This window comes from Salinispora mooreana, from assembly GCF_000379065.1.
In the GTDB taxonomy this organism is placed as follows: domain Bacteria; phylum Actinomycetota; class Actinomycetes; order Mycobacteriales; family Micromonosporaceae; genus Micromonospora; species Micromonospora mooreana.
Map to the genome: position 1 here is coordinate 3906286 of NZ_KB900614.1, position 25864 is coordinate 3932149.

Sequence of the window (25864 nt, forward strand, 5' to 3'; positions counted from 1 at the left end):
GCTCGGTTCGAAAGGGCACCTCGCAGGTGAGATGACGCCACGACACGCCGGTGGTGCGCGCGATATTCGACGACCCGAATCTGGTGTCGGGTGCCGGACAACAAGCTGGAGAGCAGCGGTGCGGTCCTCCGGCTCACTTCCGCTCTGCTGGAACGCCGCCTCCCATGCGCAAACCCGCCGATACCTCGTGACCGTGAACGGCACCGCCGAATCGGGGTTACCAACGGGTCGCAACCGACAACCTGACCGCTCGGCAATGTCACCACACCAGCGGAAAACGCCCTGATCACGCACTCAACGTCACCTTGTGTGATCCGAGCACCATCGACCAACCGTGTGTTCACGTCAGCAGGTACGGCATTTATACTCCACAGGAACCGGCAGCGAGCATGCCAGCCATAATTCCAGCTCGGCCGCCCTGCTCCTAGCCGAGGAAGTCTCCACGACCCTGGGCGGTGGAGATAGACGAAGGGTGTTGAGGATCAGTTTGTGACGACCGACCTCAACACCTTTCTGACGGCACTTTACGTGAAGATCGATGACTGGCTCGGACGGCGGCGTAGGCCCGGACGGCCACCCAGGCTCTCGGACGCCGAACTGCTCACCCTGGCCATGACTCAGGCCCTGCTCGACGTGCGCTCCGAAGCCCGTTGGCTTCGGCTCATCCCTGGACATCTCCCCGGGGCTTCGGCGTACCTGCCCGGACAATCCCGAGGGGGTGGTGGACGATCAATGCCTTGAACCCAAGGCCGCCGACGCAGCGAGAATGCGCCGTCCTTGTAGCACTGCTGGCCACTGACTTCGAGGGCGCCGAAGGCCCGTGGCGCCAGCCGGGGAGTGTGATCGTCGTCGACGGGTGCGATCGGGGGTGCCCTCTGAGCACTGGTGGCGGCGGCTCAGAAGGACATGCGGGTAGGGCACGGGCCGTCGGAAGGAAGGCCGATCCCACTTGATTTGATTACTCCATGTACGTCACAGCTCCTGACCGCACTGGTGAAGTCCAGCTCTCTGATGGGCGGCTGCTGGGTTGGGCAGAATGGGGAACGCCGGATGGGACACCGGTGCTGTTCTCGCCTGGTGCCGCCACCAGCCGTTGGCTCGGGTTCGGCGCCGAAGTCATCGACCGGCTCGGCGTGCGACTCGTTTCTGTGGAACGTCCAGGGCTCGGCGCCTCGACGCCGCTGCCCGGTCGAACGTTCGCCGACTTCGTCGCCGACCTCCGACAGTTCACCACGATGCGCGGATTGGGCCGGCCCGCGATGGTCGGGAACTCGCAGGGCGCGCCGTTCGCGCTGGCCTGCGCAGAGGGGGGTGTCACCGCTGCCCTCGCCATCGTCTCTAGCGCCGACGAGGTGGCCGCGCCGGAATTCGCCTCCGCACTGCCAGCCGAGCTACGCAAGCTCGTCGACTGGACGGTACGTGACGCGGCTGAAGCAGAGCGCTTCTTCGCCGGATACAGCACCGACACGCTGCTTGATTTTGTACTGCACGGCAGCCCTGAGTGTGACCTCGCGGTGTACCGCGAGCCCGGGTTCGCGGACGCCTATCGTCGGGCCGTGAACGAGGCGTTCGCGCAAGGGGCGGCTGGGTACGCGCGGGACACAGTGCTGGCAATGAGCCCCTGGCCCATCGACCTCGATAGAATCTCCGTGCCAGTCGACGTCTGGTACGGCGAACTGGACCAGAGCCACTCGCCAGACAACGGATCGTTGCTCGCCGCCCGGATACCCGGTGCACGGCATCACCTCGTACCTGCGATCGGCGGAGCGGTGCTGTGGACACATGCCGAGCCGATCCTCAACACCCTGTTGACCAGGGCGGGCACCTAGTCGCGGCGACGGACCGGCCACCGAGGCACGCTAATGGCACGACCACCTGTTTCAGTCGCCTAGAACAACGAAAGCCCTGGCGGGATATCTGTCCTGACCAGGGCTTTCGTGCGTGGAGCGGGTGACGGGAATCGAACCCGCACTGTCAGCTTGGGAAGCTGATGTTCTGCCATTGAACTACACCCGCATGTGGGACCACTCTACCTGAAGCGCCGCGCAGCGCACATCCCGGTACCCGCCGACACGAGCGGCCTGCGTGGCCCGACAGCCACCAGAGCGGGCTGGACCCGCAGCCGCGAACCTCGGTGCCGCGCACCGCCCATCGGACGAGCCCAGCCAGGGGAGACGGAGCGAACTACTGGCAAGGCCCTTCCTCGCCGGCTCAGCATTTTCAAAGCTGTCGATGTCTTGTAAGGTCTGCCCCACGTTTCCTGCCATGGCACGCACACCCCCCCGCTGTGCTGCCAGAAGGAGGTGGCCCATGGGCCTCCGACCCAACCTACTGTCCCGCCGAAGCGCCGGCATCGCGTCAACGTCGCTCGCGCTACTTCTCGGCGCCGTCACGGCCGGCTACGTCCCGGCGCACGCGGCGCCGCTCGCGGACCACGCCGCGGAACACGCCGCGGAACACGCCGCGAGCGAGGAGTGCGAGCCGGTCCACGCCGACGCCAAGGCCCGGCCGGGCAGCATCACCGAACACGACCCGAACCACCTGACCGAAGCCCAGGTGGCAGCACGGGAGAACGAGCTGGCCGAACTGGTGGAGATGCAGGTACGGCGCGAGGGTGCCGCCGCGTTTGCACCCGTGGCCCCCGCGTCGGTCGCCATCCCGGTGGTGGTGCACGTCATCCAGGAAAACAGCAGCCGGGCCGGCGGCAACATCCCGGACTCCATGATCTACTCGCAGATCGATGTACTGAACGATTCGTTCAGCGGGGCGACCGGTGGCGCTCCAACGGCCTTCAGCTTCGCACTCCAGTCGATCAACCGGGTCACGAACCCGAGCTGGTACCCGATCAACTATGGCTCGTCGTCGGAACGGTCGATGAAGAGCTCACTGCGCGTCGGTGGTGCGGAAACCCTCAACATCTACCTCGGTGACCTTTCGAGCGGCCTACTCGGCTGGGCGACCTTCCCGAAACGCTCAGTGAACAAGATGGACGGCGTCGTCGTGCTGAACGAGTCGCTGCCGGGTGGCACCGCCACCAACTACAACCTCGGCGACACCGGCACCCACGAGGTTGGCCACTGGCTGAACCTTTACCACACCTTCCAAGGCGGCTGCAGTAGCTCCGGCGACGAGGTCAGCGACACCCCGGCCGAAGCCTCCCCGGCCTACCAGTGCCCGACCGGACGAGACACCTGCTCTGCGGCGGGCGTGGACCCGATCCACAACTTCATGGACTACACGTACGACTCCTGCATGTACGAGTTCACTCCGGGCCAGGCCAGCCGCATGCTGACCGCCTGGAATACGTATCGGGCATAGCCCTCGACCGGTGCGGTCTGCTGCCGGCTCTGAAGCTCTGGGGCCGGCAGCGGCTCTTGCGGCGGCCGACGATCAGGCCGCTGCGCTGCTCTGGTCAATGGTGGGGGTCGGCGAGCCGGCACGTTGAGGCTGACCGGTGTGGCCCGCCGCGGCCGGACCACCCGGCTCCAGCCACACCTGAACCGCCGGTCTAGCCACGCCAGCGATGTCGTGCTGGGCGACCATCGCGACATCGATACTGAACTCGAAGAGCCGCCAGTCGATGTCATAAATCGCGCAGTGCCGGCGCGCCAAGCGGGTCACCCGGGCCGGATCCGTAACCAGTCGAGCACGACCCGCGAGGTAAGCCTCGTCGTCGCTCTCCTCCGCAGGAAAAGAATGCAGCGCATAACGCCCGTCGCGCTCCAGATCACGCCGCTTGGGCGAGTCAATCACGAAACAGAAGAGGCCCTCCTCGGTGAGCACCGGGGAGACCGGATGCACGCGAGGACCGCCGTCGGCGCGGACCGTGGCCAGGTAGCCCAGGCCCGGCCCGTACTGCTGGAGAAGCCGGCGGACCCCGTCGGCGAGACGGGGTACGTCGGCGGCGAACTCGGACCAGGAAGCCATACCCCGCACCCTATCGAACGTCCGTTCGAATGCCCAGGCGAAATGGGCGCGTGTCGTCCCACTCGCTATGGTGGTCCGATGCTTCTCTCCGATCGTGACCTGGCCGCTGAGATCAAGGCCGGCACGCTGGCGCTGGAGCCGTTCGATCCCGCGCTGGTCCAGCCCTCCAGCATCGACGTACGGCTGGACAAGCTCTTCCGGGTGTTCAACAACCACCTGTACACGCACATCGACCCGTCCCAGCAGCAGGACGACCTGACCTCGGCGGTCGAGGTGCCTGACGGTGAGCCGTTCGTGCTGCACCCCGGCGAGTTCGTGCTCGCCTCCACCCTCGAGGTGATCTCGCTCGGGGACCAGCTCGCCGGCCGGCTGGAAGGCAAGAGCTCGCTCGGCCGGCTCGGGCTGCTCACCCACTCGACTGCCGGCTTCATCGACCCGGGCTTCTCCGGCCACGTGACGCTGGAACTCTCCAACGTGGCGAACCTGCCGATCATGCTCTGGCCCGGCATGAAGATCGGTCAGCTCTGCATCTTCCGCCTCTGCTCACCCGCCGAGCACCCGTACGGATCGGCCGTCTACGGTTCCCGGTACCAGGGGCAGCGGGGCCCCACGCCCAGCCGCTCCTGGCAGAGTTGGCGCACCTGGCCGACGCGCTGACGCTGGGCGACACCCCAGCGGCTCACGGGCGAACCGGCGGCCCCCACGGAAGAGCCGGTGGCGGCACCGCCGGAACCGACAGACGCAGACGACGAGGCCCCCCGGACGGCAAGCCGTCCGGGGGGCCTCGTCCAGTCGCCGGCTCAGCCCGGTCGACGGAAGCCGGCGATACCCGACATGTAGTAGATGTTGGCAACCATGACCGGCTTGCCGGCCCGGGGCGCGTGCACCATCTGGTTGTTGCCCAGGTACAGGCCGACATGGTGCAGGTTGCTGGGGCTGGAGAAGAAGACAAGGTCACCGGGGCGCGCTTCGGAGTGCGAAACTGCCCGGCCCTCGTTCCACTGGGCACCGGTGTAGTGCGTCAGGTAGATGCCGGCCGCCTTGTACGCGTACTGCGTCAGCCCGGAGCAGTCGAACGAATTGGGACCGGTGGCACCCCACACGTACGGGTCACCCACCTGAGCGCAGGCGGTCCGGATGGCGGTCCGGGCAGCTTCGCTGACCACACCGTTGATGGTGGGGCACTGCGAGGTCGACACCGTGGTCACCGGGAGTGAGTCCTTGAGCCGCTTGATCTCGGCATCGATCTTTTTCTTTCTCGCCGCCAGCTCGCTCTCCTGCTTGTCCTGTGCGGCAATCAGTTCATCGAGCTTCTTTTTTTGGTCCTCGTACTCTTTGCGGATTGCCAGCACCTCCTCGAGTTGCTTGTGCTCCATAAGGGCAACCCGATTCAGCAGGGCCAACTCCTCGCTGATCTCATTCGGATCGTCGCTTACCAGCAGCGCGCCGAGCTCCCGCGAGGGCCCATCGATGTAGTACTGCGAGGCGAGGCCGCCGATCCGTTTCCTCGCGACCTCGCTCTTCTGCCGAAGCGGAGCGAGCTTCTCCGCCAGCTCCGCCGACTTTTCGCGGTTGGCCTTCAGCTTCGCCCGAACCTTGTTGTACTGCGCGATCGTGGGCTCCATCTCGCGCCACTGCTCGTCGATCGCGGCCTCGATCTCCTCCACGGTCGGCTCGGCGTACGCGGGGACCGCCAACACACCGATACTGACCGCGACCGCGGCGACCGCGGCGAGCAGACCGTGAGCGGCCCGACGCAGTCCTTCCGGACGGCGCTGCCGTGCCGAGTCCTGGCGATGAGGGGGCATGGTTGCCACCGGCACCGACTCCTTTTGCAACCCGGACCACGGGGCACCTCGGGACGGGGATACGAGGCAGACGATCCGCCGCGGCCAACGCACAACGATAGAGAGGGCCCGGTACGGAATCAAGGCAAACGAGCAGCTTTCACTTCTGCGTAGTCACCCGCCCACAAATAGTGCCGGCCCGGCTGAAACATGCGGATCTCCACCGGATTGACATCCACAACCACTACCGTTGGTAGTCGATATTTAATCGGGGCTGAGGGCGAAGCGACCGGCGGCGGCACCAACGGGTGCCGCCGCCGTCCCCGACCCGGGCAGAATCAGCCTGCGACCTGCGCACTCTCCTGGTCAACCGGCGGCTTTTCGGGGCGCACCGACCGGAGCAGAACGCTCGCCACATCGACCACCTCGACCTGCTCACCAGCGCCCTTACCGTTCACGCCGTCGTTGAGCATCGTCGAGCAGAACGGGCAGCCGACCGCAACCGTCGCTGCGCCGGTCGACATGGCCTCCTCAACCCGATCCACGTTGATCCGCTTACCGATTTTCTCCTCCATCCACATGCGGGCGCCACCGGCGCCGCAGCAGAAGGACCGTTCACTGTTCCGCGGCATCTCGGTGACCTCGCCCTGGACCGCCGTTCCGAGCACCTCACGCGGTGGAGCGAAGACCCGGTTGTGCCGGCCCAGGTAGCAGGGGTCATGGTAGGTGACGCCGCCGTCGATCGGCTGCACCGGAGTGAGCGTGCCGGTGGCCACCAGGTGGGCCAGCAGTTGGGTGTGATGCACAACCTCGAACTCACCACCGAGTTGCCCGTACTCGTTGCCCAGGGTGTTGAAGCAGTGCGGACAGGTAGCGACGATCTTGCGGCGGCTCTTCTCCCGGCCGTCGAACGCCTCGTTCAGGGTCTCGACATTCTGCTGGGCGAGCATCTGGAAAACGAACTCGTTGCCGATCCGGCGAGCCGGATCGCCGGAGCAGGTCTCCCCCTCACCCAGGATGGCGAAGGAGACGCCGGCCTCGTGCAGCAGCGTGGCGACCGCCCGAGTGGTCTTCTTGGCCCGGTCCTCGAAGGCGCCGGCGCAGCCAACCCAGAACAGGTACTCGAAGTCGTCAACCTCGCCGACCCGCGGCACCTCGAAGTCAAGTCCCTTGGTCCAGTCCTCCCGGGTGTTCTGCGGGGCACCCCACGGGTTGCCCTTGTTCTCCAGGTTGCGCAGCATCACCCCAGCCTCCGAGGGGAAGCTGGACTCGATGAGCATCTGGTAGCGGCGCATGTCGACGATGTGATCAACGTGCTCGATATCGACCGGGCACTGCTCGACGCAGGCCCCGCAGGTGGTGCAGGACCAGAGCACGTCCGGGTCGATGACGCCGGACTCCTCGGCGCCACCGATCAACGGCTTCTCCGCCTCGGCGAGCGCCAGCGCGTCAACGTGGGCGAGCTGCCCGTCGGTGGCCTTCTCGGCACCGGTCAGATCCTTGCCACCACCGGCCAGCAGGTACGGGGCCTTCGCGTAGGCGTGATCGCGGAGGCTGAGCACCAACAGCTTCGGCGACAGCGGCTTACCGGTGTTCCAGGCCGGGCACTGGGACTGGCAGCGACCGCACTCGGTGCAGGTGCTGAAGTCCAGCAACCCCTTCCAGGTGAACTGCTCGACCTGGGCGACGCCGAACTGGTCCTTCTCCGGGTCCGCCTCCTCGAAGTCAAGTAGCTCGCCGTTGCTGCTCATCGGCCGCAGCGCACCGAGCCCAGAGCCCGGTCGGCCCGGGTCGCGCTTGAAGAAGATGTTGGGGAAGGCCAGGAAGCGGTGCCAGGCGACCCCCATGGTCACGTTCAGCGAAATGACGATCAGCCAGGCCATCGAGATCGCGATCTTGATGACAGCGGCGACGCTGACCCCGGCCTCCCAGTCCGGTAGCAGGCCGCCGACGGCGTGGCTCAGCGGCGCCGCCCAGACCGGGTACTCGAAGTGATCAGTAGCGACCTTGAAGCCCCGGATGAGAAAGCCCATCACCAGGACGCCGAGAATGACGGCCTCGACGAAGTAGCCCTGCCACATGGTTGAGCCCGTGAACCGGGACCTTCCACCGGGCCGGGTCGGTCGGTTACGCACCCGAATCGCGATCAACACCAGGATGCTGGCGATACCGAAGATGCCGAGCAGCTCGGTGACGAGACCGTAGACCGCCCAGCTACCGACCAGCGGGAGCCCGCCGGTGGGGGAGACAACCTCGAAGTACGCCTCGAGCACGAGCAGCGACAGCACGATGAACCCGACCATCACGAACCAGTGCGCGGCACCCACGAGACTCCAGCGGAGCATCCGAGTGTGACCGGCGGTCTCCGCCAGCATCGTCCTCGTCCGCGTGGCCCGATCGGTGAAGCGGGCTGGATCCGGCTGGCCCAACCGGATCACCGCCACCATCTTCATGACTGCCCGCACGGCGAGCCACACCGCCACAGCGGTGATGGCGGCCGCGACGATCGTGGTGACGATCTGGACGCTGCCCATCGAGTCGGCCCTCCCGGTCTACTACTGCCTCGAGCGGCTCGGCGATCGGCACCTGGTCGGGACGCGATCGGCGAAAACTCTTACCACGTCCTCAACCCGGACCGATCGTTGACACTGCCTCGCCCGGTCGTGCAGTGCAGCCTACGCGCAAGGTTACCCATCGGTAACGTGACGCATATCGCATCCCACACGATGCCGTCCTGCGCCACACCATAAGGTGCTGCGCGCGGCAGCGCCGGTTGGGGCCGGGTCGACCGGGCTGGCTGGGTTGGCGCGCCGACCGGAGCCGGCGCGGGGTCAACGCGTGGTCAACGCCAGCGCGAGAGCAGAATCAGGGAGCCGACCATTGCGCCGAAGCCCACCGCGAGGTTCCAGTAACCCCACGACATGACGGGATACGCCTGCTCGGAGAGGTAGTAGACCACCAGCCAGCCGATGCCGGCGACGATGAGCGCGACCGCCGTGGCCGGCAACCAGACCGGGCTAGGCTTACGCGTCGCCGCCGTCGCCGTCGGACGCACGTCCGTCGGCGGGGTGTACACCTTCTTCTTACGGACCTGAGACTTGGGCACGACGCTCTCCAGAGGGGGTGACGACCTCGTCCGGCCTGACAACCGGGCGCGAGGGCGACGGTCCATGGCCAATAATGTTCGACATCTAGCGTAGTCCGGAAGACCCGTTCAGGCCACGAAAGGGTCTTCTCCAACACCGGAGAGGTCATTGGAGCGGACTGGCAGGCGACGAGGGGAGAGAGCCCCGTGGAGTACACATCCGGCGCCGCCTCCTGGCGGAAGGTGCTCCGGCGGGTCGTCGCCGCCCTCGTCCGGCGCCCGCGGCAGCGCCGCCTCGGCTGGCCGGTCGGCGTACCGTTGATCGCCGCCGCGGCCGGACTGCTCTTCACCACCACCGCTACCACCGCCGGGGGCACCACCCTGCGCGAGGACCGGCGCCCCCAGCTCAACCAGCTCATCCAGGACCGCCACGCCGAGGTGGCGGCCAGCGAGCAGCGGGCGGCGGAGCTCCGCGCGACGGTGGAGGCCCGCACCAGCGCCCTCGCCGGTTCCGACGGGACGATTCAGCGACAGCAGGAGCGGGCAGTAGCCAGCCAGGAGCCAGCCGGCTTCACCGCCCTCACCGGCGTCGGAGTGACCGTGGAGCTCGACGACGCGCCGCGGCGCAGCGACGGCAGCCTGCCCACGGGCGCCACCAACGACGACCTGGTGGTGCACCAGGGTGACGTACAGGCCGTGGTGAACGCCCTCTGGGCCGGCGGCGCGGAGGCGATGTCAATCATGGATGTCCGCGTACTCGCCACCAGCGCGGTACGCTGCGTCGGTAACACCCTACTGCTCCATGGCCGGGTGTATTCCCCTCCGTTCAAGATCGTAGCGATCGGCGACCCCGCTACCCTCCAGCGGGCCCTCGCCGAGTCCGAGGGAGTCCGGTTGTTCAGGGACTTGGCGAACATCTACAAGCTGGGCTACAAGGAGGCTGTCTCCACCGTGACGGTGCCGGCGTTCGATGGCTCGGCCGCACTCCGCTGGGCGACGGTGCCCGAATGAACAGGGCATCGGAGAGCTGGCAGCCCGAGCAGGACGACGACCAGACGGCCTTCCTGCCGGGACTGGAACGCCCCTGGCGGCAGCCCCGGCACGAATCGGAGCAGTCGTCACCCCCGCCGGGGCCCCGGTCCCAGCCGGACCGGCCGAGCCGGTCGCCGCGGCACCTGGCGAGCCCCGCCCCCACCCCTCCAGCCGGCTCGGCCTTCGACGCTGCGTACCCGCCACCGTCACCGGCACCGCTGCCCGGATCCCCACCCCACTCGTCCGGCCCGGCCGCCCCTTCCCCGTCACCAAGCCCGGGCACCCCGCGCCGGCCAGCATGGGACCGCATCCCATCGGCGGCAGACAACCCCACCGAGCTCATCCCGACGACACCGCTGCGGACCGCGGCCTCGATGCCCGGCGCGGCCCCCGATACCGCCCCGGGGACCGGCTCAGCCACCGATCCGGCGGCCACTGCACTCATCCCACGGGTGGCCAGCCCCACCCCTGCGGCAGTCGACTCCACCGCCCTCATGGGCGCTGTGCCCCAGCCACCGTGCGAGGCGGATGCCACAGCCGAACCCGCCACCGAGGAGCCGGCCCAGCCGCGCCGGGGTGAGCGGGTGATCAAGCTTCGTCCGGAGCAGTCCGCCGACGGTTACAAAAGCGTCCACTCGGAGTTGACCCGGCCGACGTTCCGGTCCCGCCTCCGCACCGGCGTCCGCGCCGCCGGAGAGGTGCTCATCACCTTCGGCATCGTGGTGCTCCTCTTCGCCGGGTACGAGATCTGGGGGAAGTCGGTGATCGTCAATGCCCACCAGAACGACCTCAGCCAGCAGCTCGCCGAGGCGTGGGGGCCCCCCGGTGACCCGACTGTGACGCCCTCCACCACGTCCTCGTCCACCCCCGCATCCGCCCCGCCGAAGGTGCAGGGCACCCCGATCGCCGGCCTGTACATCCCGCGGCTCGACAAGAACTGGATCGTCGTCGAGGGGGTGACCCAGAAGGACCTCCGGTACGCCCCGGGCCACTATCCGACGAGCGCCCTCCCCGGCCAGCTCGGCAACTTCTCCATCGCCGGGCACCGGAACCGGGCCACCTTCTGGCGACTTGACGAGCTGGACGACGGCGACGTGATCGTCGCCGAGGATCGGGACAACTGGCACATCTACCGCGTCACCCGCAACCACATCGTCACACCGAGCGAGGTGGCGGTGGTGGCGCCGGTTCCCGGCGAACCGGGCACCAAGCCGACCGACGCGATGCTCACCCTGACCACCTGCCATCCGAAGTTCGACAACTACGAACGCCTGATCATCCATGCGAAGCTGGACCGGACCCAGGCCAAGTCGGCGGGTCGCCCAGCGGAACTGGGGGGCTGAGGAGATGTACGCCTGGATCTGGCGGAAGTTGCCGTTCGGGCTCCCCGGCAAGCTGGCCGGCAGTGTCCTGTTGGTGACGGCCGCGGTCGCTCTGCTCTGGTTCGTGGTCTTCCCCTGGGCTGAGCCGCTGCTCCCCTTCGACGATGTCCAGGTCACGCAGGAAACGGGGGATCCCGGGCAGCCGGACGTTCCCGGCTATCCGCAGCCCGGCGACGGGCCAGCACCGACCGAGGACGGACACGACCTGCCGTACGACACCGACGAGAACAACCAGCCCCCCTCTTCGGAAGAGTGATCCGTGCGCATCCTGGTCATCGACAACTACGACTCGTTCGTCTTCAACCTGGTGCAGTACCTGGGTCAGCTCGGCGCCGACTGCGAGGTGCGCCGCAACGACGAGATCAGCGTCGCGGAGGTCGGGCAGACGAACGCGAACGGCGTCCTTCTCTCCCCCGGCCCGGGTAGCCCGGATCGCGCCGGTATCTGTTTCGATCTCATTCGGGAGTACGCTGGGGTGCTTCCCCTCTTCGGTGTCTGCCTTGGCCACCAGGCGCTCGGGGAGGCGTTCGGTGCCACCGTCGCCCAGGCCCCGGAGTTGCTGCACGGCAAGACCTCCGAGGTTCGGCACCAGGACGTGGGGGTACTGGCCGGCCTACCGAAGGTGTTCACCGCGACCCGCTACCACTCGCTCACGCTCGTGCCGGAGACGTTGCCGGACGAGTTGGAGGTCACCGGTTGGACCAGCTCCGGCGTGGTGATGGCGATGCGCCACCGGACGTTGCCGATCGAGGGAGTGCAGTTTCACCCCGAGTCGGTCCTGACCGAGGGCGGGCACCTCATGCTGGCGAACTGGCTGGCGTCCTGCGGCTTTCCGGAGGCGCTGGAGCGCGCTCCCGCTTTGGCGGCCGAGGTCGACGCGCGCCGACGTACCGCGTTCAGCGCCACCTGACCGACGACCAACAGCGCCGAACGACAGCTCGGGGCGTACCGCGCCCGCCGGACAATGCCATCACCCCGCGCCGTAGCTCCGACGCGGGGTGCACCGGCCGTCAGCGGGTCGGAAGGCGGGCCGGAGGCGTGGTCGGGAGGAGGCCACCTCCACCTCTACCTCCAGCGTCACCGTCACCGTCGCCGTCACCTCCACCGTCGCCGTCACCTCCACCGTCGCCATCGCCATCGCCATCGCCATCGCCGTCGCCCGGCGGGTCGGCCGGCTCCGGCGTCGGGGACTCGGTCGGCTCCTCGAGCACCGTCACCGTGATGGTCACCGTCTCGCCCTTCTCAAGCGGGGTGTTCGGGCTCGGGTTCTGGTTCGTCACCCGACCTTCGTCGCCCGGTGGCACCGGCTGGCCCTCCCGGACGTCGACCCCGTAGCCGGCGTCAACGAGGTCATCCTTGGCATCCTCGACGGAGCGGTTCACCACGTTCGGTACGGTGCCGATGTTGCCCTTGGAGACGGTCAGCGTGACCACCTCCCCCTCCGCCGCCTGGCTGCCCTCATCCGGCGACACCCGCAGGACGTTGCCCTCCGGCTCCGCACTGTCTACGAGATCGCGCTTCACCTCGAAGCCGGAGTTCTCCAGCTGCTGCTTCGCGTTGTCGAACTTGGCGCCGACCAGGGTGTTCGGGATCGTCACCGTCGCCGGCCCAGCGCAGATGAAGACCGTGACGGTCCCGTCCGGAGCCAGCTGTTGGCCCTGTCTTGGCTCCTGCTTGGCCACCCTGTCCTTGGTGCAGTCGTTGTCGCGGACCGCCTCGCCGGTATTCGCCACCAGACCTTCCCGCTGGATCTCTGCGAACGCTTCCTCCTCCGTCAGCCCGGTCACCCGCGGGACCGTGACCTGCTCGGCTTCTCGGGGCTGCCACTGGGTGACGGCCAACGCGACCACCGCGAGTACGGCGAGCGCGGCGAAGGCGGCGATCAGCCACGACGACGTCCGGCGCCGACGTGGGTCACCGACCCGGGCCGGTATCTGCTGGGTACGCGGACCGGGCGCGGCGGCCGGGTATCCGGCGCCGGCCGGGGCAAGCTGGGTGGTCTCCTCCTCCCGCAGGACCGGGGTCGCCAGGACCGGCCGTCCGGCGGCGGCACGCAGCAGGTCCGCCCGCATCTCGCCGGCGCTCTGGTAGCGGTTGAGCGCGTTCTTCGACAGCGCCTTGAGGATGATCGCGTCAACTGCCGGGGGGACCTCCGGGTTGAGGTCGCTGGGCGTCGGTGGCGTCTCCCGGACATGCTGGTAGGCGACGCTGACCGGGCTGTCTCCGACAAACGGTGGGTGCCCGCAGAGCAACTCGAAGAGCACACAGCCGGCGGCATAGACATCCGAACGGGCGTCCACCGACTCGCCGCGGGCCTGCTCGGGCGAGAGGTACTGGGCGGTGCCGATCACGGCGCTGGTCTGTGTCATCGTGGTCGCACCGCTGGCCAACGCCCGGGCGATCCCGAAGTCCATCACCTTGACCTGGCCGGTCTGGGTGAGCATGACGTTGCCGGGCTTGATATCCCGGTGGATGATGCTGTGCCGGTGGCTGAACTCCAGCGCCGCGCACATGTCGGCGCAGATCTCCAGCGCCCGGCGTGGCTGGAGCCGCCCCTCGCCGCCCAGCACCTCCTTCAGAGTCCGCCCGCCGACGAACTCCATGACGATGAACGGCAGGGTCTCACCGGTCGGCGCCTGTTCCTCGCCGGTGTCATAGACGGCGACGATGGCGGGGTGGTTGAGGGAGGCAGCGTTCTGCGCCTCCCGTCGGAACCGCATCTGGAAGGTGGCGTCCCGGGCCAGATCGGCCCGGAGCATCTTGATCGCAACATCCCGACCCAGTCGCAGGTCACGACCGCGATGCACCTCGGCCATGCCGCCGTAGCCGATGAGCTCGCCGACCTGGTAGCGGCCACCGAGCAGGCGCGCCTGCGCTGTCATCGCGTTTGTCGTCCTTCGCTCGTCGTCGTCTCGTCGCCGCCCATCGAGGGCAGTTGCAGTCGACGGTACGACGTTCGGTCTGAATCGTCGCGTCCGTCGAGCCGGAGTTCGCCGGAGGTTCCTGGCGACTGCCCCAGCCGGCCAGAGGGCCCGCCAAACACCTCGCCCCAAACGTAGGAAACCATGCCAAAGCAGGTCAGGACCAGAGCGGCCAGGAGGAGAGCGAGGAGCATTCCCCCGAACCGGGACCGGCGGGGCGGTGGGCCTGGCACCGGGGGATGCCCGGGACGCACTGACCCCAACGGCACAGCGGCGACCGGGGACCGCCCGACCTGCGGCTGCGGGGCGGGCGGAGGAGAAGGCTGCGGCGCCACCGGTGAGCGGGAAACCTGCGGTGGACGGGCAACGACCGGCGGCGGCACTTTGGCCCGACCCGGCGCCGGCGCGGCGGGCGCGGCCGACACCACGCTGGCTCGGCCCGGCGCCAGCGCGGCAGGCACCGCCGAAACCGGACTGATCCGACCCGGCGCCACCGAAACCGGACTGGCCCGACCCGGCGCCGGTGAGGCCGGACTGGCCTGTCCCGCCACCCGGGCTGCCTGAGAGAGCTGGGCCTTCAGCTGTCGGCTCACCCCGGCCAGCGCCGCCGCGCTCGGCCAGCGGTCCGCCGGGTCCTTCGCCATGGCCCGCTCGACCACGGCCCGCACCTGCGGTGGAATGTCAGCAGGCAGCGCCCGAGGTGTGTCCCGGACGTGCTGCAGGGCGATCTCGAGGGGGTTGTCGCCGGCAAACGGTCGCCGGCCGGAGAGGCACTGGTAGGCAACCACACCGAGGGCGTACACGTCCGAAGCAGGGGTGGCGACCGCGCCGGTGGCCTGCTCCGGTGAGATGTACGAGGCGGTGCCGAGCACCGAGCCGGCGGCGGTGAGCTGGGCCACCAGGTCGGATCGGGCGATACCGAAGTCGGTGAGCACCAGGGTGCCGTTCGGGCGAACGAGGAGGTTGCCGGGCTTCACGTCTCGGTGCACGATGCCCTCCAGATGGGCGGCGTGCAACGCGTCGGCGGCCTGGGCCACCAGGGCCATCGTCCGGGCGGAGGTGAGCCGACCGACCCGGTTCAGGGTGGCCAGGAGCGCCTCACCCTCCACGTGCTCCATCACCAGGAAGGCGATCTGCTGGTCGCTGCCGAAGTCGTAGATGTCAACGACACCGGGGTGGTTGATGGTCGCCATCGTGCGCGCCTCGCCCCGGAACCGCTCGGCGAAGTCAGGATCGTCGAGCAGGGCCGGCAGGAGACTCTTCACGGCGACTGTCCGGCCGAGCACCTCGTCGGTGCCGCGCCAGACGTCGCCCATGCCGCCGCTGGCGATCCGCTCGTCGAGACGGTAGCGGTTGCCGAGCTTCACCCCGGAACTGAGCATGTCAGCGGCTCCCCGGCGAGGCGATCGCCGCCTGCATGATCTGCCCGGCGATCCGGGCGGCCTCGGCGCTGCCACCGTCGCCGGCCTCCTCCAGCAGGACACAGACCGCGGAGACCGGGTTGCCGTCCTTGTCGAGCGCGAAGCCGATGAACCAGCCATGATCGGGAGTGTCCGGGCCCGCCTGTGCCGTGCCGGTCTTGCCGCCGACGGTGTAGCCGCTGATCCGGGCGTTGCGGCCGGTGCCGTTCTGGACGACGCTCTCCATCATCTCCCGCAGGTCGGCGGCGACCTGGTCACCGACCGGCTGGCGCAGCTCGTCGGGCTCGGCGGTGTAGTAGTTGGTGGTGCGATCAGCGCCGAGAATCTGGCTGACGAGATACGGCCGCATCTGGCTGCCGTCGTTGGCGACCGTGGCGGCGATCAGGGCGCCCTGGAGCGGAGTCATCCGAACATCGCGCTGGCCGATGGAGGACTGGGCGAGGGCAGCCGGGTCAACGCTGCCGTCGGCGTTCTCCATGCTGCCGGTCCGACTGGCGGCGACCGATTCGCCGTCCTCACCGAGCCGGCCAACGGTCAGGTCGTCCTGCTCGAAGCCGAACTGCCGGGCCTTCTCCTTGAGCGTGTCCGCGCCGAGGCGCACACCGAGCTGTGCGAATCCGGTGTTACACGACTCGGTCACCGCGTTCATCAGGGTGACCTCCGCCTCCGGGCAGATGGAGGGGGCGGCGTTCCCGATCGGCTCGCCCGAGGTCGGCGGCGTCCAGCTGGGTCCGGCGGGGATCTTCGTGTCCTGGGTGACACCGTTCTCGAGCGCGGCGGCGGCCATCACGATCTTGAAGGTGGAGCCCGGCGGGAGCACCTCGCCGAGCGCCCGGTTCTTCAGCGGACCGTCCGGGTTCTGCTGCAACTCGTTGTAGGCCGCCGTGGCCTCGTCCGAGTCGTGGCTGGCCAGTGGATTCGGGTCGAAGCTCGGCATCGAGACCAGCGCCTGTATCGCCCCGGTACGCGGGTCGAGCGCGATGGCCGCACCCTTACTGACCCCCTTACGGTTCTCCCGCAGCTGCTCGTACGCGACATCCTGCGCCTGCTTGGAGATGGTGAGCAGGACGTTCGCACCGGCGGTCTCGTCGCCGGTAACCAGATCCCGCAGCCGGTCGCCGATCAGCTGGTCGCTGGTGCCGGCCAGGAATGCGTTCTCCGCCTCCTCGATGCCGGTGTCGGCCAGGTTGACCGGCTTGTAGCCAATCGCGTGGGCGTACTTCGCCCCGCCGGGGTAGGTGCGCAGGTACTCCAGTTCCCCGTCGGTCTCCTTGCTTACCGCTAGTGCCGTGCCCCCGGCCTCGATGTTGCCGCGCTTGCGCTCGTATTCGGCGACCTGGACCCGGCCGTTGTAGTCGCTGTTGCGGTAGTCGTCGGCCTTGTAGGCCTGAATCCAGTTCAGGTTCGCGAAGAGAAGCCCGAACAGGACCATCACGACGAGACCCACTCGGCGCAGTGGCGCATTCACGGTCTGATCACCTCCGTGGGGGCACCGTGTAGCTGCTCTGGCGGTCCGCCCGTCGGTCGGGCCGATGGAGAGCCACCACCGGTCACCGGCCGACGGGCGGCATCGGAGATCCGGAGCAGGATCGCGATCAACAACCAGTTCGCCATCAGCGACGAACCACCGGCGGAGAGGAACGGCGTGGTCTGGCCGGTGAGCGGAATCAGCCCGCTGATCCCGCCGACGATCACGAAGACCTGGAGCCCGAGGGTGAACGCCAGGCCACCGGCGAGCAGCTTGCCGAACGAGTCGTGAACCGCCAGCGCGGCGCGCAGCCCCCGCTCGACGATGAGCAGGTAGACCACCAGCAGGGCGGAGAGACCGAAGAGACCGATCTCCTCGCCGAGGCCGGCGAAGATGAAGTCGTTCTGCACCTCGGGCAGCTTGAGCGGCTGGCCGGCGCCGGGGCCGGCGCCGAACATGCCACCACTACCGAGGGCGAGCAGCCCCTGCACCAGCTGGTAACCGTTGTTGTACGGGTCGGCGAACGGGTCCAGCCAGATGTTGGCCCGCAGGTAGAAGTTGGCGAACGGGCCACCGATCATGTCGCCCAACACGTACGCCAGATAGGCGCCGCCGAAGAAGAGCACCAAGCCGATGAGGAGCCAGCTCACCCGTTCGGTGGCGATGTAGAGCGTCGCCACGAACATGCCGAAGTAGAGCAGGGAGGTGCCCAGGTCCTTCTCGAAGACCAGGACCAGGAGGCTGATCAGCCAGACCACCACGACCGGCCCGAGGTCCCGGCCCCGCGGGAAGTCGACACCGAGAAACCGGCGACTGGCCAGGGAGAGGACCTCCCGCTTGCGGACCAGGTAGTACGCGAAGAAGGCGAGCAGCGCGAGCTTGGCGAACTCACCAGGTTGGATGGAGAGGCCGCCAACCCGAATCCAGAGCTTCGCGCCGTTGATCTCGGAAATGCTCGGCGGGAGCACCGCCGGGATCATCACCAGCACGATGCCGGCGAGACCCAGCGTGTACGCGTACCGGGAGATCGAGCGGTGATCACGGACCACGGCGAGCAACCCGGCGGCGAGAGCGACCGAGATCAGTGTCCAGGCGAGTTGACGCCCGCCGGTGCCGGCGAAGGTCGCCAGTTCGGCGCGCTCGCTCGGGGTGGCGCGGGCCAGGTCCAGCCGGTGCAGGAACCCGACACCGAGGCCGTTGAGGAGGGCGACGGCCGGCAACAGGGCCGGGTCGGCGAAGGGAGCCAGGAACCGGATCGCCACATGCAGGCCGAGGAAGACGGCGCTGAGCGCGGCGGCCGGCACCCAGAAACTCGGCGTGACCGTGTCGAGCACGCTGGCTTCGACCATCGCCCCGTACGCGGCTACCAGCACCATGGCGAGCAGCAGCAGCGACAGCTCGGCGTTGCGCCGGGACCGGGCCAGCCGCACGCCGCTCTGCCCGCCCCTGCTGGTGGGCGGGGATGTCGACGTGGCCGCTGCGGTCACTGAACGTCCTGACAGATCAAGCCGGCGCTCACTCGGGCGACCGGCAGGCGGCCGGGTCAACGGCCGGCGGCGGGATGGCGGGCAGGGAGTCGGGCGAGGGGGTCGGTTCGGTCGGCGCGCTGGTTGCCGGGGTGCTCGGTGTGGCGGAGGTCGCCGGCGGCGTACTCGGAACGGAAGCCGACGTCGGCGCAGCGATCTCTGCGGTCGGGCTCGACACCACCGGCGGGCTCGGGCTCGGGCTGGGACTGGGGGGACAGGTCGGCTTCAGGTTGGGGTTGGTCGGGGTATCGGCGGTCAGCTCGGCCAGCCGACGCTCCGCATCCGCTTCACTCTTGGCCGGGATGCCCTGTTTGACCTGCTCCTGCGCGGCGAGTGTGAGGTCGTCCAGCTCGGCGGAGCTGGTCGAGTGCACGGCAGAGAGGTCAATACCGGCGACCTGCCCCTCAATGCCTCGGAACACCGCGACCTGGCCACTCTCCGTGGCTCCGACGTAGTAGTGCCGCTGGGTATAGCTCCACCCACCGTAGAGCGCTCCGCCCAGCAGGACGAGTAGGGCGAGGCACATCGCCGCGAGGCGGATCGGCCGACGCCGACGGGGCTCCGGCTCGTCGTCGGTCGACGCTGTCGACTCGTCCGGCGTCGCCGGTGGCGACCCGGAGAGCGCCGAGGCGCGGGCCGCGGGGGTGGAGTCGTCGGCGGAGGTCGCCATGCCCCGGTCCCGGGCGGCGGCACCACCGACGATCGGGGTCGCCTCGACGATGTCCTGGTCCGTCGCGTCGGCGATGATCACGGTGATGTTGTCCGGTCCGCCGCCGCGCAGCGCGAGCTGGACCAACCGCTCCACGCACTGCTGCGGGTCGGCGTACTCCCGCATCGTCTCCACGATCGTCTCCGCGCTCACCACGCCCGAGAGACCGTCGCTACAGATCAGGTACCGGTCGCCGGTGAGGACCTGGCGGACCGAGTACTCCGCGTCGATGTCCCGACCGTCGAGAGCCCGGGTCAGCAGCGACCGCTGGGGGTGGCTGCTCGCCTCCTCGGCGCTGATCCGGCCCTCGTCAACGAGCATCTGGACGTACGTGTCGTCCTTGGTTATCTGAGCGAACTCGCCGGCGCGCAGCAGGTAGGCGCGGGAGTCGCCGATGTGCACCATGCCCAGCTTGCTGCCGGAGAAGAGGATCGCGGTGAGCGTCGTCCCCATCCCCTCCAGTTGCGGGTTGGCGTCAACGGTCTCACGGAGCTGTTGGGTGGCGTTGGTAACAGCCGAACGAAGCGCATCCACGAGGGCGTTGCCCGGCACATCCTCATCCAGTGGTGCCATGGCACCGATGACGATGTTGCTGGCGACGTCACCGGCGGCCATACCACCCATGCCGTCGGCGACGGCGAGCAGCCGTGGCCCGGCATAGACGGAGTCCTGGTTACCGTCTCGGATCAGCCCGCGGTCGCTGTGGGCCGCATAGCGGAGGGTCAGAGTCATGGCCGTAATTCGAGTGAGGTGCGCCCGATGCGGATCGGCACGCCGAGGGGGACGGGGGTAGGTCCGGTGACCTTAGCGCGATCCAGGTAGGTGCCGTTAGTCGAACCGAGGTCCTCGACGAACCACTGCCCGTCGCGAGGCACGAGCCGGGCGTGTCGAGCGGAGGCGTAATCATCAGTGATCACGAGGGTGGAATCCTCGGCCCGGCCGATTGTAATCTGCGCCTCACCGAGAGTGATGCGGGTGCCGGCTAACTGGCCGGCGGTCACCACCAGCTGGTGGGCTGCCTTTCCCCGCTTCACCCGGGCCGGCTTGCCGCCCTGACCAAGGACGGCCCCGACGCCCCGGGGGGCCGCTACCAGCCGACCAGAACGGGCACCCGCGAAGAGGTCCCGGCGAATCACCCCGACCACCGTAAAGACGAAAATCCACAACAGGATCAGGAACCCGAACCGGGCAACGGTGATGACGAGTTCCGGCAAGACGGATCAGCCGTCCACGCGGAAGGTCAGCGTTGTGGTGCCGAGCTGGACCATGTCGCCGGGGTTCAGGGCGACCGCAGAGACCCGCTGACCGTTGACCATCGTGCCGTTGGTCGACCCAAGGTCGGTCAGCACGACCTGTCCGCCGTCGAAATCCAGCCGGGCGTGTCGCCGCGAGATGCCGACATCGGGCAGGCGCAGGGTGGCCTGGTCGCCGCGGCCGATCACGGTCGTGCCCAACTGGAGCGGGTAGGTCCGCCCGTCGCCGGAGACCAACCGCACGTTGTGGCCACCACCTTGACCGGGTGGCGGGCCGTAGCCGCCCCCCTGGTCGTAGGCGGGGTAGGCCGGCGGGCCGGCGTCATAGCCCGGCCCCGACACCGGGGCGACCTCGCCGCCGGTGTACACCTCGGCGGTGACCCGGAACATGCCGGTGTCGAGCCCCTCCCCCCGTTCGACCTCGACGATCACGTCGCCGTAGACCGTCCACGCCTGCTCGCCGATGAACTCCGCCTGCGACTGGGCCAGCTCCTGGGCCAGCGCGGCGGCGTACGGCGCCAGACGACTGTGGTCGTACGGCGAGAGATCGATCACGTAGCGGTTGGGCACCAACGTGCGCCCGCCGGCCAGGATCGCCTTGTGCGCCTCGGCCTCCCGCTGCATGGCGTTGAGGATCTCCACGGGGTGGACCACCCCTTTGAAGACCTTGGCGAAAGCCCCTTCGACCAGGCCTTCCAGACGCTTCTCAAAGCGTTGCAGCACGCTCACCGGCTCCTCCTCGGGTCCCGAGGACATGATGGTATCCGGCCGAGGAGCGTGCAGCTCACACGCCGCTCGGCCACGCTAATCCCGGCCCGTTCGGCGGGCCGTCTCCGTCGTGCTAGTCTTTCGTCCGCCGCAAACGGCGACCGTCCTACGAGGGTAACCGTTGGTGGCAAGCGCGAGGAGCCACGTAGAATGTCTCGAGCCCGACGGCACAGCCGGGGGACCGGACACCAGGTGCCTCCGGTGCGAAGCCACGGGGAAGTGGCGGAATGGCAGACGCGCACGGTTCAGGTCCGTGTGCCCGAAAGGGCGTGGGGGTTCAACTCCCCCCTTCCCCACCAGACGAGGGCCCCGCGGTAGCGGGGCCCTCGCGCCGTCTCGGGGCACGTCGTACGTCACGCTATGCTCCGATCGTTCTTGACTCCGACGGACCAGGAGTGACGTGTGAGTGTCGCATTCGTGACCGGATCGGGCGGTCTGATCGGCTCCGAAGCGGTCCGGCATTTTGCCGGTCTCGGTCTTGACATCGTCGGTATTGACAATGACATGCGGCAGGAGTTCTTCGGCGCGGAGGCCTCGACCGCCTGGAACGTTCGACGGCTCACCGAGGAGCTGGGCGCCGCCTACTCACACCAGAGCATCGACATTCGCGACCGGGACGCGCTCGCGAAGCTCTTCCGCCGATACGGCCGCGACACCGCCGTGGTGATCCACACCGCCGCACAGCCGTCGCACGACTGGGCCGTCCGTGACCCATTCACCGACTTCGACGTCAACGCCACCGGCACCCTCAACGTGCTACAGAACGTCCGCGAGCACTGCATTGAGGCGCCGGTCATCCACTGCTCCACCAACAAGGTCTACGGCGACCGGCCGAACAGCCTGCCCCTGGTCGAGTTGGAGACCCGGTGGGAGATCGAGCCCGGGCACCCGTACGAGCAGGGCATCCGGGAAGACATGTCGATCGACGCCTGCCTGCACTCGATCTTCGGCGCCTCCAAGGTGGCGGCGGACGTGATGGTGCAGGAGTACGGCCGTTACTTCGGCATGCGGACGGCCTGCTTCCGCGGTGGCACCCTGACCGGGCCCGCGCACGCCGCCACCGAGCTGCACGGTTTCCTCGGGTACGTGATGCGGGCCAACATGGAACGCCGGAAATACAAGATCTTCGGATACCAGGGCAAGCAGGTCCGGGACGCGATCCACAGCTCGGACGTGGTCTCGGCGTTCGAGTCGTTCTTCCGTAACCCGCGCTCCGCCGCCGTCTACAACCTGGGCGGTGGCCGGCACTCCAACACCTCGATGTGCGAGGCCTTCGCCCTGGCCCAGCAGATCACCGGACTGGAGATGGACTCCGAGTACGTCGAGGCGAACCGAATCGGTGACCACAAGTGGTGGATCGGCTCGAACGAAGCCTTCCACGCCGACTACCCGGATTGGAAGCAGGTCTACGACGTGCCCATGATCATGCGTGAGATCTACGAGGCCAACGTCGACAAGTGGGTTCCGCAGTCATGACCCTCCGGGTCAAGCGGAACGTGCTCGGCGTCCTCGTCGATGTCACCGACTACGCGACCGCCACCGAGGCGGTCGTGACGGCGGCACACGAGCGGCAGCCGCTGGCGCTGACCGCCCTGGCCGTTCACGGCGTGATGACCGGTGTGCTCGATTCCGCCCATAATGCCCGGTTGAACTCGTTCGACGTGATCACTCCGGATGGACAACCGGTGCGCTGGGCGCTCAACGTGCTGCACCGCGCCGGGTTGACCGACCGGGTCTACGGCCCGACGCTCACCCTGCATGTGCTGTCCCGCTTCGCCGACGAGGGCCTTCCGGTCTACCTCTACGGCTCCACCGAGGAGACGCTCGCGACCCTGGTGCCGGCGCTGGAGCGAATGTTTCCCGCGCTGAAGCTCGCCGGGGTGGAGCCATCCAAGTTCCGACCGGTGCGACCCGGTGAGGATGTCGAGATCGCCGATCGGATCCGGGACAGCGGGGCCCGACTCGTCCTGGTCGGGCTGGGCTGCCCGCGGCAGGAGATTTTCGCGTACGCCATGCGACCGCTGCTGGACATGCCGCTGATGGCGGTTGGCGCGGCCTTCGACTACCACGCGGGCCTGCTGCGGCAGCCGCCGCCGTGGATGCAGCGGGCCGGGCTGGAGTGGCTCTGGCGACTCGGCCTGGAACCGAAGCGTCTCTGGCGCCGTTACGTGCTCCTCAACCCGGCCTACCTGGCCAGACTCGCCGCACAGAAGACCGGCCTGTGGAAGGCGAAGCCGCCGGAACCCGCCACCGACCGGCCCACCAGCTTCGCGGTCTGAGGACGTCGCGGCACGGCGCGGGGCCCTTTCCGGAGGCTCCGGAAAGGGCCCCGCCCGGTGACGCCAGATCAGACCGTCAGGGTCCAGGTGTTGATGTGTCCGGTGTCTTGACCGTAGACGTCGCGAACCTGGAGCTGCCAGGTGCCGTCGGCCGCCTCACTGGAGAGGTCCACCGTGTAGGTCTCGTTGACGTTGTCGGCGGAGTCGGACAGGTTGTTGGTCTTCAGCTGGTAGGACGAGCCGTCCGGCGCGATCAGGTCGATGACGAGGTCACCCCGCCAGGTGTGGGGGATGTCCACCGCCACGGTCGAGGTGGAGGCGGCGTCCCGGTCGCAGCCGGTGATGGTGATCGAGCTGGTCACCGCAGCACCGGCGTCCGGGATCGACACGTCGGTGTCGTTGGTGCCGGAGCAGCCGGGCGGCGGGGGCGGCGTGGTGCCACCGTCACCGACGTAGAGGAGCTTGTTCGGTGAACCGCTGCCAGGGGAGCCCACCGCACCGTCGGTCGCGTTGTCGACCAGCGCGTCCCGGACCTGCTGCGGGGTGTATGACGGGTTGGCCGACAGGACCAGCGCCGCGGCACCCGCGACGTGCGGCGAGGCCATCGACGTGCCGCTGATCGTGTTCGTGCTGGTGTCACTGGTGATCCACGGCGCGGTGATCGACGAGCCCGGCGCGAAGATGTCCAGACAGGTGCCGTAGTTGGAGAACCAGGACAGTCCGTCGGTGCTGGTCGTAGACCCGACAGTGATCGCGTCCGGGGTACGCGCCGGCGAAGAGTTGCAGGCGTTGGCGCTGCTGTTACCCGCCGCCAGTGCGTAGGTGATGCCGGAGTCGATCGAGTTGCTCACCGCGTTGTCCAGCGCACTGTTCGCAGGGCCGCCAAGGCTCATGTTCGCCACCGCCGGCTGGACCGCGTTCGCGGTTACCCAGTCGACGCCGGCCACGACCCCGGCGTAGGTGCCGCTGCCCGCGCAGTTCAGCACCTTCACCGCTACCAGGTTGGTCTCCTTGGCGATGCCGTGTGCCGTGCCACCGACGGTTCCGGCGACGTGCGTGCCGTGCCCGTTACAGTCGGTGTCGTTACTGTCGGCGGTGTTGGTGCCCCAGGTAGCCCTGCCACCGAAGTCCTGGTGGGTGATGCGGATACCGGTGTCAAGGATGTACGAGGTCACGTCACCGGCCGTGTTCGGGTAGGTGTAGGAGTTGTCCAGCGGCAGGTCCCGCTGGTCAACCCGGTCCAACCCCCAGGACGGCGGGTTGGGCTGCGTGTCGTTGATCGACACGGTGTGGTTCTGCTCGACGTAGGCCACGGCCGGGTCGGCCGCGATTCGCGCGGCGGCACCAGCATCTACCCGGACCTCAGCCCCCCGGAGGGCTGCGGTGTACGTCCGAGCTACCTGGCCTCCGTGCCGATCCACCAAACGATCAGCCGACCTCCCGACCGTGCCGCGGCTGACCGCGCTGTCCTTGAAGACCACGATGTAGCTGTCGGCCACGGCCGTAGCGCCCCCCGCGCTACGGATCTCACCGACCGGCTCAGCGGCCATAGCGGGGGTTGCGGACGCCACCATGGCCATCGTGGCTAGTCCGACGAACACGGACCTTCGGGATAGACCCATCTCCTCTGTCTCCCTCCGGATGGCATCAAGGTCCACCGGCTCCCGACGAGTCGATCGATAGATGCCAATCTATCGATGAGAATAATCGGCGGGGAGACGAGAAATCAACACATCGGGTCACCGGGGCACGGGTGGGGCGCCCGGAAGTCACCGAGATGGCGGCGGGGCACGTCCGGCGACCGGAGGACAAAGCCGCCGGAGCCCCCACCGATCAGCACCACAGACTCGGGTCCCGACCAGCCCCTCGACGCGCAACAACCGTCAGCGGGACCGCCCCGGTCCCTGTACGTAGAGGAGTTCGAGAATGGCCCGGGTCGCCTCGAACCAGCGATCCAGCCAACCCGGCGGCGGAACACTACCCTTCGGCGGCAGTTCCAGCAGGAGACCACGCAGCAACGGGTGATCGACCAATGATTCGACCGGACCGGCCGACCAGTCGTCGGCCGGAATACCCGGCCCGGTCGACGGGTCCGGGTCGAGCGAAGGCAGGGGGTGGGGCGGCGCAGGTCGCGGAGGTGCGGCCCCGTCCTGCCGCTCGCCAGCTTCGCTGTCCGGCGACACCACCTCGGTGAGCACCGTGTCCCGGCGTGTCCCTCGGTACTTGCCACCGAACCGCTCCGGCTTACCCGGACCGTTGGTGAGGTTCTCTGACCCGATCGTCGTCATCCGTCTCGCCTACTTCGT

22 protein-coding genes, 2 tRNA genes and 1 pseudogene are annotated in these 25864 nt (G+C 68.3%); 11 read left to right on the forward strand and 14 right to left on the reverse strand.

The features are described from left to right. Window positions 1-489 precede the first annotated feature (489 nt). Both SALPAC6_RS31415 and SALPAC6_RS0118585 read left to right on the forward strand, forming a co-directional pair. Window positions 490-711, forward strand: a pseudogene (locus SALPAC6_RS31415) (IS982 family transposase); the annotation flags it as partial. Between the two features lie 254 nt (window positions 712-965). Then, complete coding sequence (locus SALPAC6_RS0118585) at window positions 966-1829, forward strand: alpha/beta fold hydrolase (protein WP_026189822.1); 864 nt, start codon at window positions 966-968, stop codon at window positions 1827-1829. Window positions 1830-1942: 113 nt separating this feature from the next. Here the strand turns inward: SALPAC6_RS0118585 and SALPAC6_RS0118590 are convergent. Continuing rightward, window positions 1943-2016 (reverse strand) — tRNA-Gly (locus SALPAC6_RS0118590). 294 nt (window positions 2017-2310) lie between these two features. Between SALPAC6_RS0118590 and SALPAC6_RS0118595 the strand changes: the two genes are divergently transcribed. Further along, window positions 2311-3318: a zinc metalloprotease gene (locus SALPAC6_RS0118595; RefSeq protein WP_018254863.1), complete on the forward strand. Its 1008-nt coding sequence runs from the start codon at window positions 2311-2313 to the stop codon at window positions 3316-3318. 72 nt (window positions 3319-3390) lie between these two features. On the opposite strand, the gene SALPAC6_RS0118600 is transcribed toward SALPAC6_RS0118595, so the two are convergent. Then, complete coding sequence (locus SALPAC6_RS0118600; RefSeq protein WP_018254864.1) at window positions 3391-3927, reverse strand: pyridoxamine 5'-phosphate oxidase family protein; 537 nt, start codon at window positions 3925-3927, stop codon at window positions 3391-3393. Between the two features lie 78 nt (window positions 3928-4005). Between SALPAC6_RS0118600 and dcd the strand changes: the two genes are divergently transcribed. Further along, the gene (gene dcd / locus SALPAC6_RS0118605; RefSeq protein ID WP_018254865.1) at window positions 4006-4584 is read left to right on the forward strand and encodes a dCTP deaminase; all 579 of its coding nucleotides are present in this window, start codon (window positions 4006-4008) and stop codon (window positions 4582-4584) included. Between the two features lie 143 nt (window positions 4585-4727). Here dcd and SALPAC6_RS0118610 read toward each other — a convergent pair whose 3' ends face one another. From SALPAC6_RS0118610 to SALPAC6_RS0118625, 3 genes are all read right to left on the reverse strand, one after another. Next, the gene (locus SALPAC6_RS0118610) at window positions 4728-5735 is read right to left on the reverse strand and encodes a C40 family peptidase (RefSeq protein WP_018254866.1); all 1008 of its coding nucleotides are present in this window, start codon (window positions 5733-5735) and stop codon (window positions 4728-4730) included. Window positions 5736-6052: 317 nt separating this feature from the next. Then, a complete protein-coding gene (locus SALPAC6_RS0118615) occupies window positions 6053-8248 on the reverse strand; it encodes a (Fe-S)-binding protein (RefSeq protein WP_018254867.1) in 2196 nt (731 codons plus the stop codon). Between the two features lie 308 nt (window positions 8249-8556). Further along, the gene (locus tag SALPAC6_RS0118625) at window positions 8557-8820 is read right to left on the reverse strand and encodes a cell division protein CrgA (protein ID WP_018254868.1); all 264 of its coding nucleotides are present in this window, start codon (window positions 8818-8820) and stop codon (window positions 8557-8559) included. A 186-nt stretch (window positions 8821-9006) separates the two neighbouring features. On the opposite strand from SALPAC6_RS0118625, the gene SALPAC6_RS0118630 reads away from it, so the two are divergent. From SALPAC6_RS0118630 to SALPAC6_RS0118645, 4 genes are read left to right on the forward strand one after another with little or no spacing between them, the layout of a single operon-like run. Beyond that, window positions 9007-9810 (forward strand): DUF881 domain-containing protein, encoded by an 804-nt coding sequence (locus SALPAC6_RS0118630; protein WP_018254869.1) that lies wholly within the window; start codon window positions 9007-9009, stop codon window positions 9808-9810. Continuing rightward, window positions 9807-11174, forward strand: coding sequence for a class E sortase (locus SALPAC6_RS26275; protein WP_026189824.1), 1368 nt, complete (start codon window positions 9807-9809; stop codon window positions 11172-11174). Before SALPAC6_RS0118630 ends, SALPAC6_RS26275 begins: the two co-directional genes overlap by 4 nt. Before the next feature lie 4 nt (window positions 11175-11178). Continuing rightward, window positions 11179-11469 carry a hypothetical protein gene (locus tag SALPAC6_RS0118640; RefSeq protein ID WP_018254871.1) on the forward strand — a complete coding sequence of 97 codons (291 nt, stop codon included), beginning with the start codon at window positions 11179-11181 and terminating at the stop codon, window positions 11467-11469. Between the two features lie 3 nt (window positions 11470-11472). Further along, the gene (locus tag SALPAC6_RS0118645) at window positions 11473-12123 is read left to right on the forward strand and encodes an aminodeoxychorismate/anthranilate synthase component II (RefSeq protein ID WP_018254872.1); all 651 of its coding nucleotides are present in this window, start codon (window positions 11473-11475) and stop codon (window positions 12121-12123) included. A gap of 100 nt (window positions 12124-12223) precedes the next feature. On the opposite strand, the gene pknB is transcribed toward SALPAC6_RS0118645, so the two are convergent. The 7 genes from pknB to SALPAC6_RS0118680 are packed head-to-tail and all read right to left on the reverse strand — an operon-like array spanning window position 12224 to window position 21267. Next, entirely contained in the window at window positions 12224-14095 is a 1872-nt protein-coding gene (gene pknB, locus SALPAC6_RS0118650; protein ID WP_018254873.1) for a Stk1 family PASTA domain-containing Ser/Thr kinase, read from the reverse strand. Continuing rightward, entirely contained in the window at window positions 14092-15516 is a 1425-nt protein-coding gene (locus SALPAC6_RS0118655) for a serine/threonine-protein kinase (RefSeq protein ID WP_018254874.1), read from the reverse strand. The genes pknB and SALPAC6_RS0118655 overlap by 4 nt, the downstream gene beginning before the upstream one ends. Before the next feature lies 1 nt (window position 15517). Further along, a complete protein-coding gene (locus SALPAC6_RS0118660; protein ID WP_026189825.1) occupies window positions 15518-17023 on the reverse strand; it encodes a peptidoglycan D,D-transpeptidase FtsI family protein in 1506 nt (501 codons plus the stop codon). Then, window positions 17020-18510: an FtsW/RodA/SpoVE family cell cycle protein gene (locus tag SALPAC6_RS0118665; RefSeq protein ID WP_026189826.1), complete on the reverse strand. Its 1491-nt coding sequence runs from the start codon at window positions 18508-18510 to the stop codon at window positions 17020-17022. Before SALPAC6_RS0118665 ends, SALPAC6_RS0118660 begins: the two co-directional genes overlap by 4 nt. Window positions 18511-18538: 28 nt before the next feature. Next, window positions 18539-19990: a PP2C family protein-serine/threonine phosphatase gene (locus tag SALPAC6_RS0118670; protein ID WP_018254877.1), complete on the reverse strand. Its 1452-nt coding sequence runs from the start codon at window positions 19988-19990 to the stop codon at window positions 18539-18541. Beyond that, complete coding sequence (locus SALPAC6_RS0118675) at window positions 19987-20472, reverse strand: FHA domain-containing protein FhaB/FipA (protein WP_018254878.1); 486 nt, start codon at window positions 20470-20472, stop codon at window positions 19987-19989. The genes SALPAC6_RS0118670 and SALPAC6_RS0118675 overlap by 4 nt, the downstream gene beginning before the upstream one ends. A gap of 6 nt (window positions 20473-20478) precedes the next feature. Then, window positions 20479-21267, reverse strand: coding sequence for an FhaA domain-containing protein (locus SALPAC6_RS0118680; protein ID WP_018254879.1), 789 nt, complete (start codon window positions 21265-21267; stop codon window positions 20479-20481). A gap of 225 nt (window positions 21268-21492) precedes the next feature. Between SALPAC6_RS0118680 and SALPAC6_RS0118685 the strand changes: the two genes are divergently transcribed. The 3 genes from SALPAC6_RS0118685 (at window position 21493) to SALPAC6_RS0118695 (ending at window position 23558) form a co-directional block, all read left to right on the forward strand. After that, window positions 21493-21578 (forward strand) — tRNA-Leu (locus SALPAC6_RS0118685). A gap of 103 nt (window positions 21579-21681) precedes the next feature. Continuing rightward, entirely contained in the window at window positions 21682-22755 is a 1074-nt protein-coding gene (locus tag SALPAC6_RS0118690; protein ID WP_018254880.1) for an NAD-dependent epimerase/dehydratase family protein, read from the forward strand. Further along, a complete protein-coding gene (locus SALPAC6_RS0118695; protein WP_018254881.1) occupies window positions 22752-23558 on the forward strand; it encodes a WecB/TagA/CpsF family glycosyltransferase in 807 nt (268 codons plus the stop codon). The genes SALPAC6_RS0118690 and SALPAC6_RS0118695 overlap by 4 nt, the downstream gene beginning before the upstream one ends. Window positions 23559-23626: 68 nt before the next feature. On the opposite strand, the gene SALPAC6_RS0118700 is transcribed toward SALPAC6_RS0118695, so the two are convergent. Together SALPAC6_RS0118700 and SALPAC6_RS0118705 are read right to left on the reverse strand one after the other, a co-directional pair. After that, entirely contained in the window at window positions 23627-25180 is a 1554-nt protein-coding gene (locus SALPAC6_RS0118700) for a S8 family peptidase (RefSeq protein ID WP_026189828.1), read from the reverse strand. Window positions 25181-25441: 261 nt separating this feature from the next. After that, window positions 25442-25846: a hypothetical protein gene (locus SALPAC6_RS0118705; protein ID WP_018254883.1), complete on the reverse strand. Its 405-nt coding sequence runs from the start codon at window positions 25844-25846 to the stop codon at window positions 25442-25444. Window positions 25847-25864 lie beyond the last annotated feature (18 nt).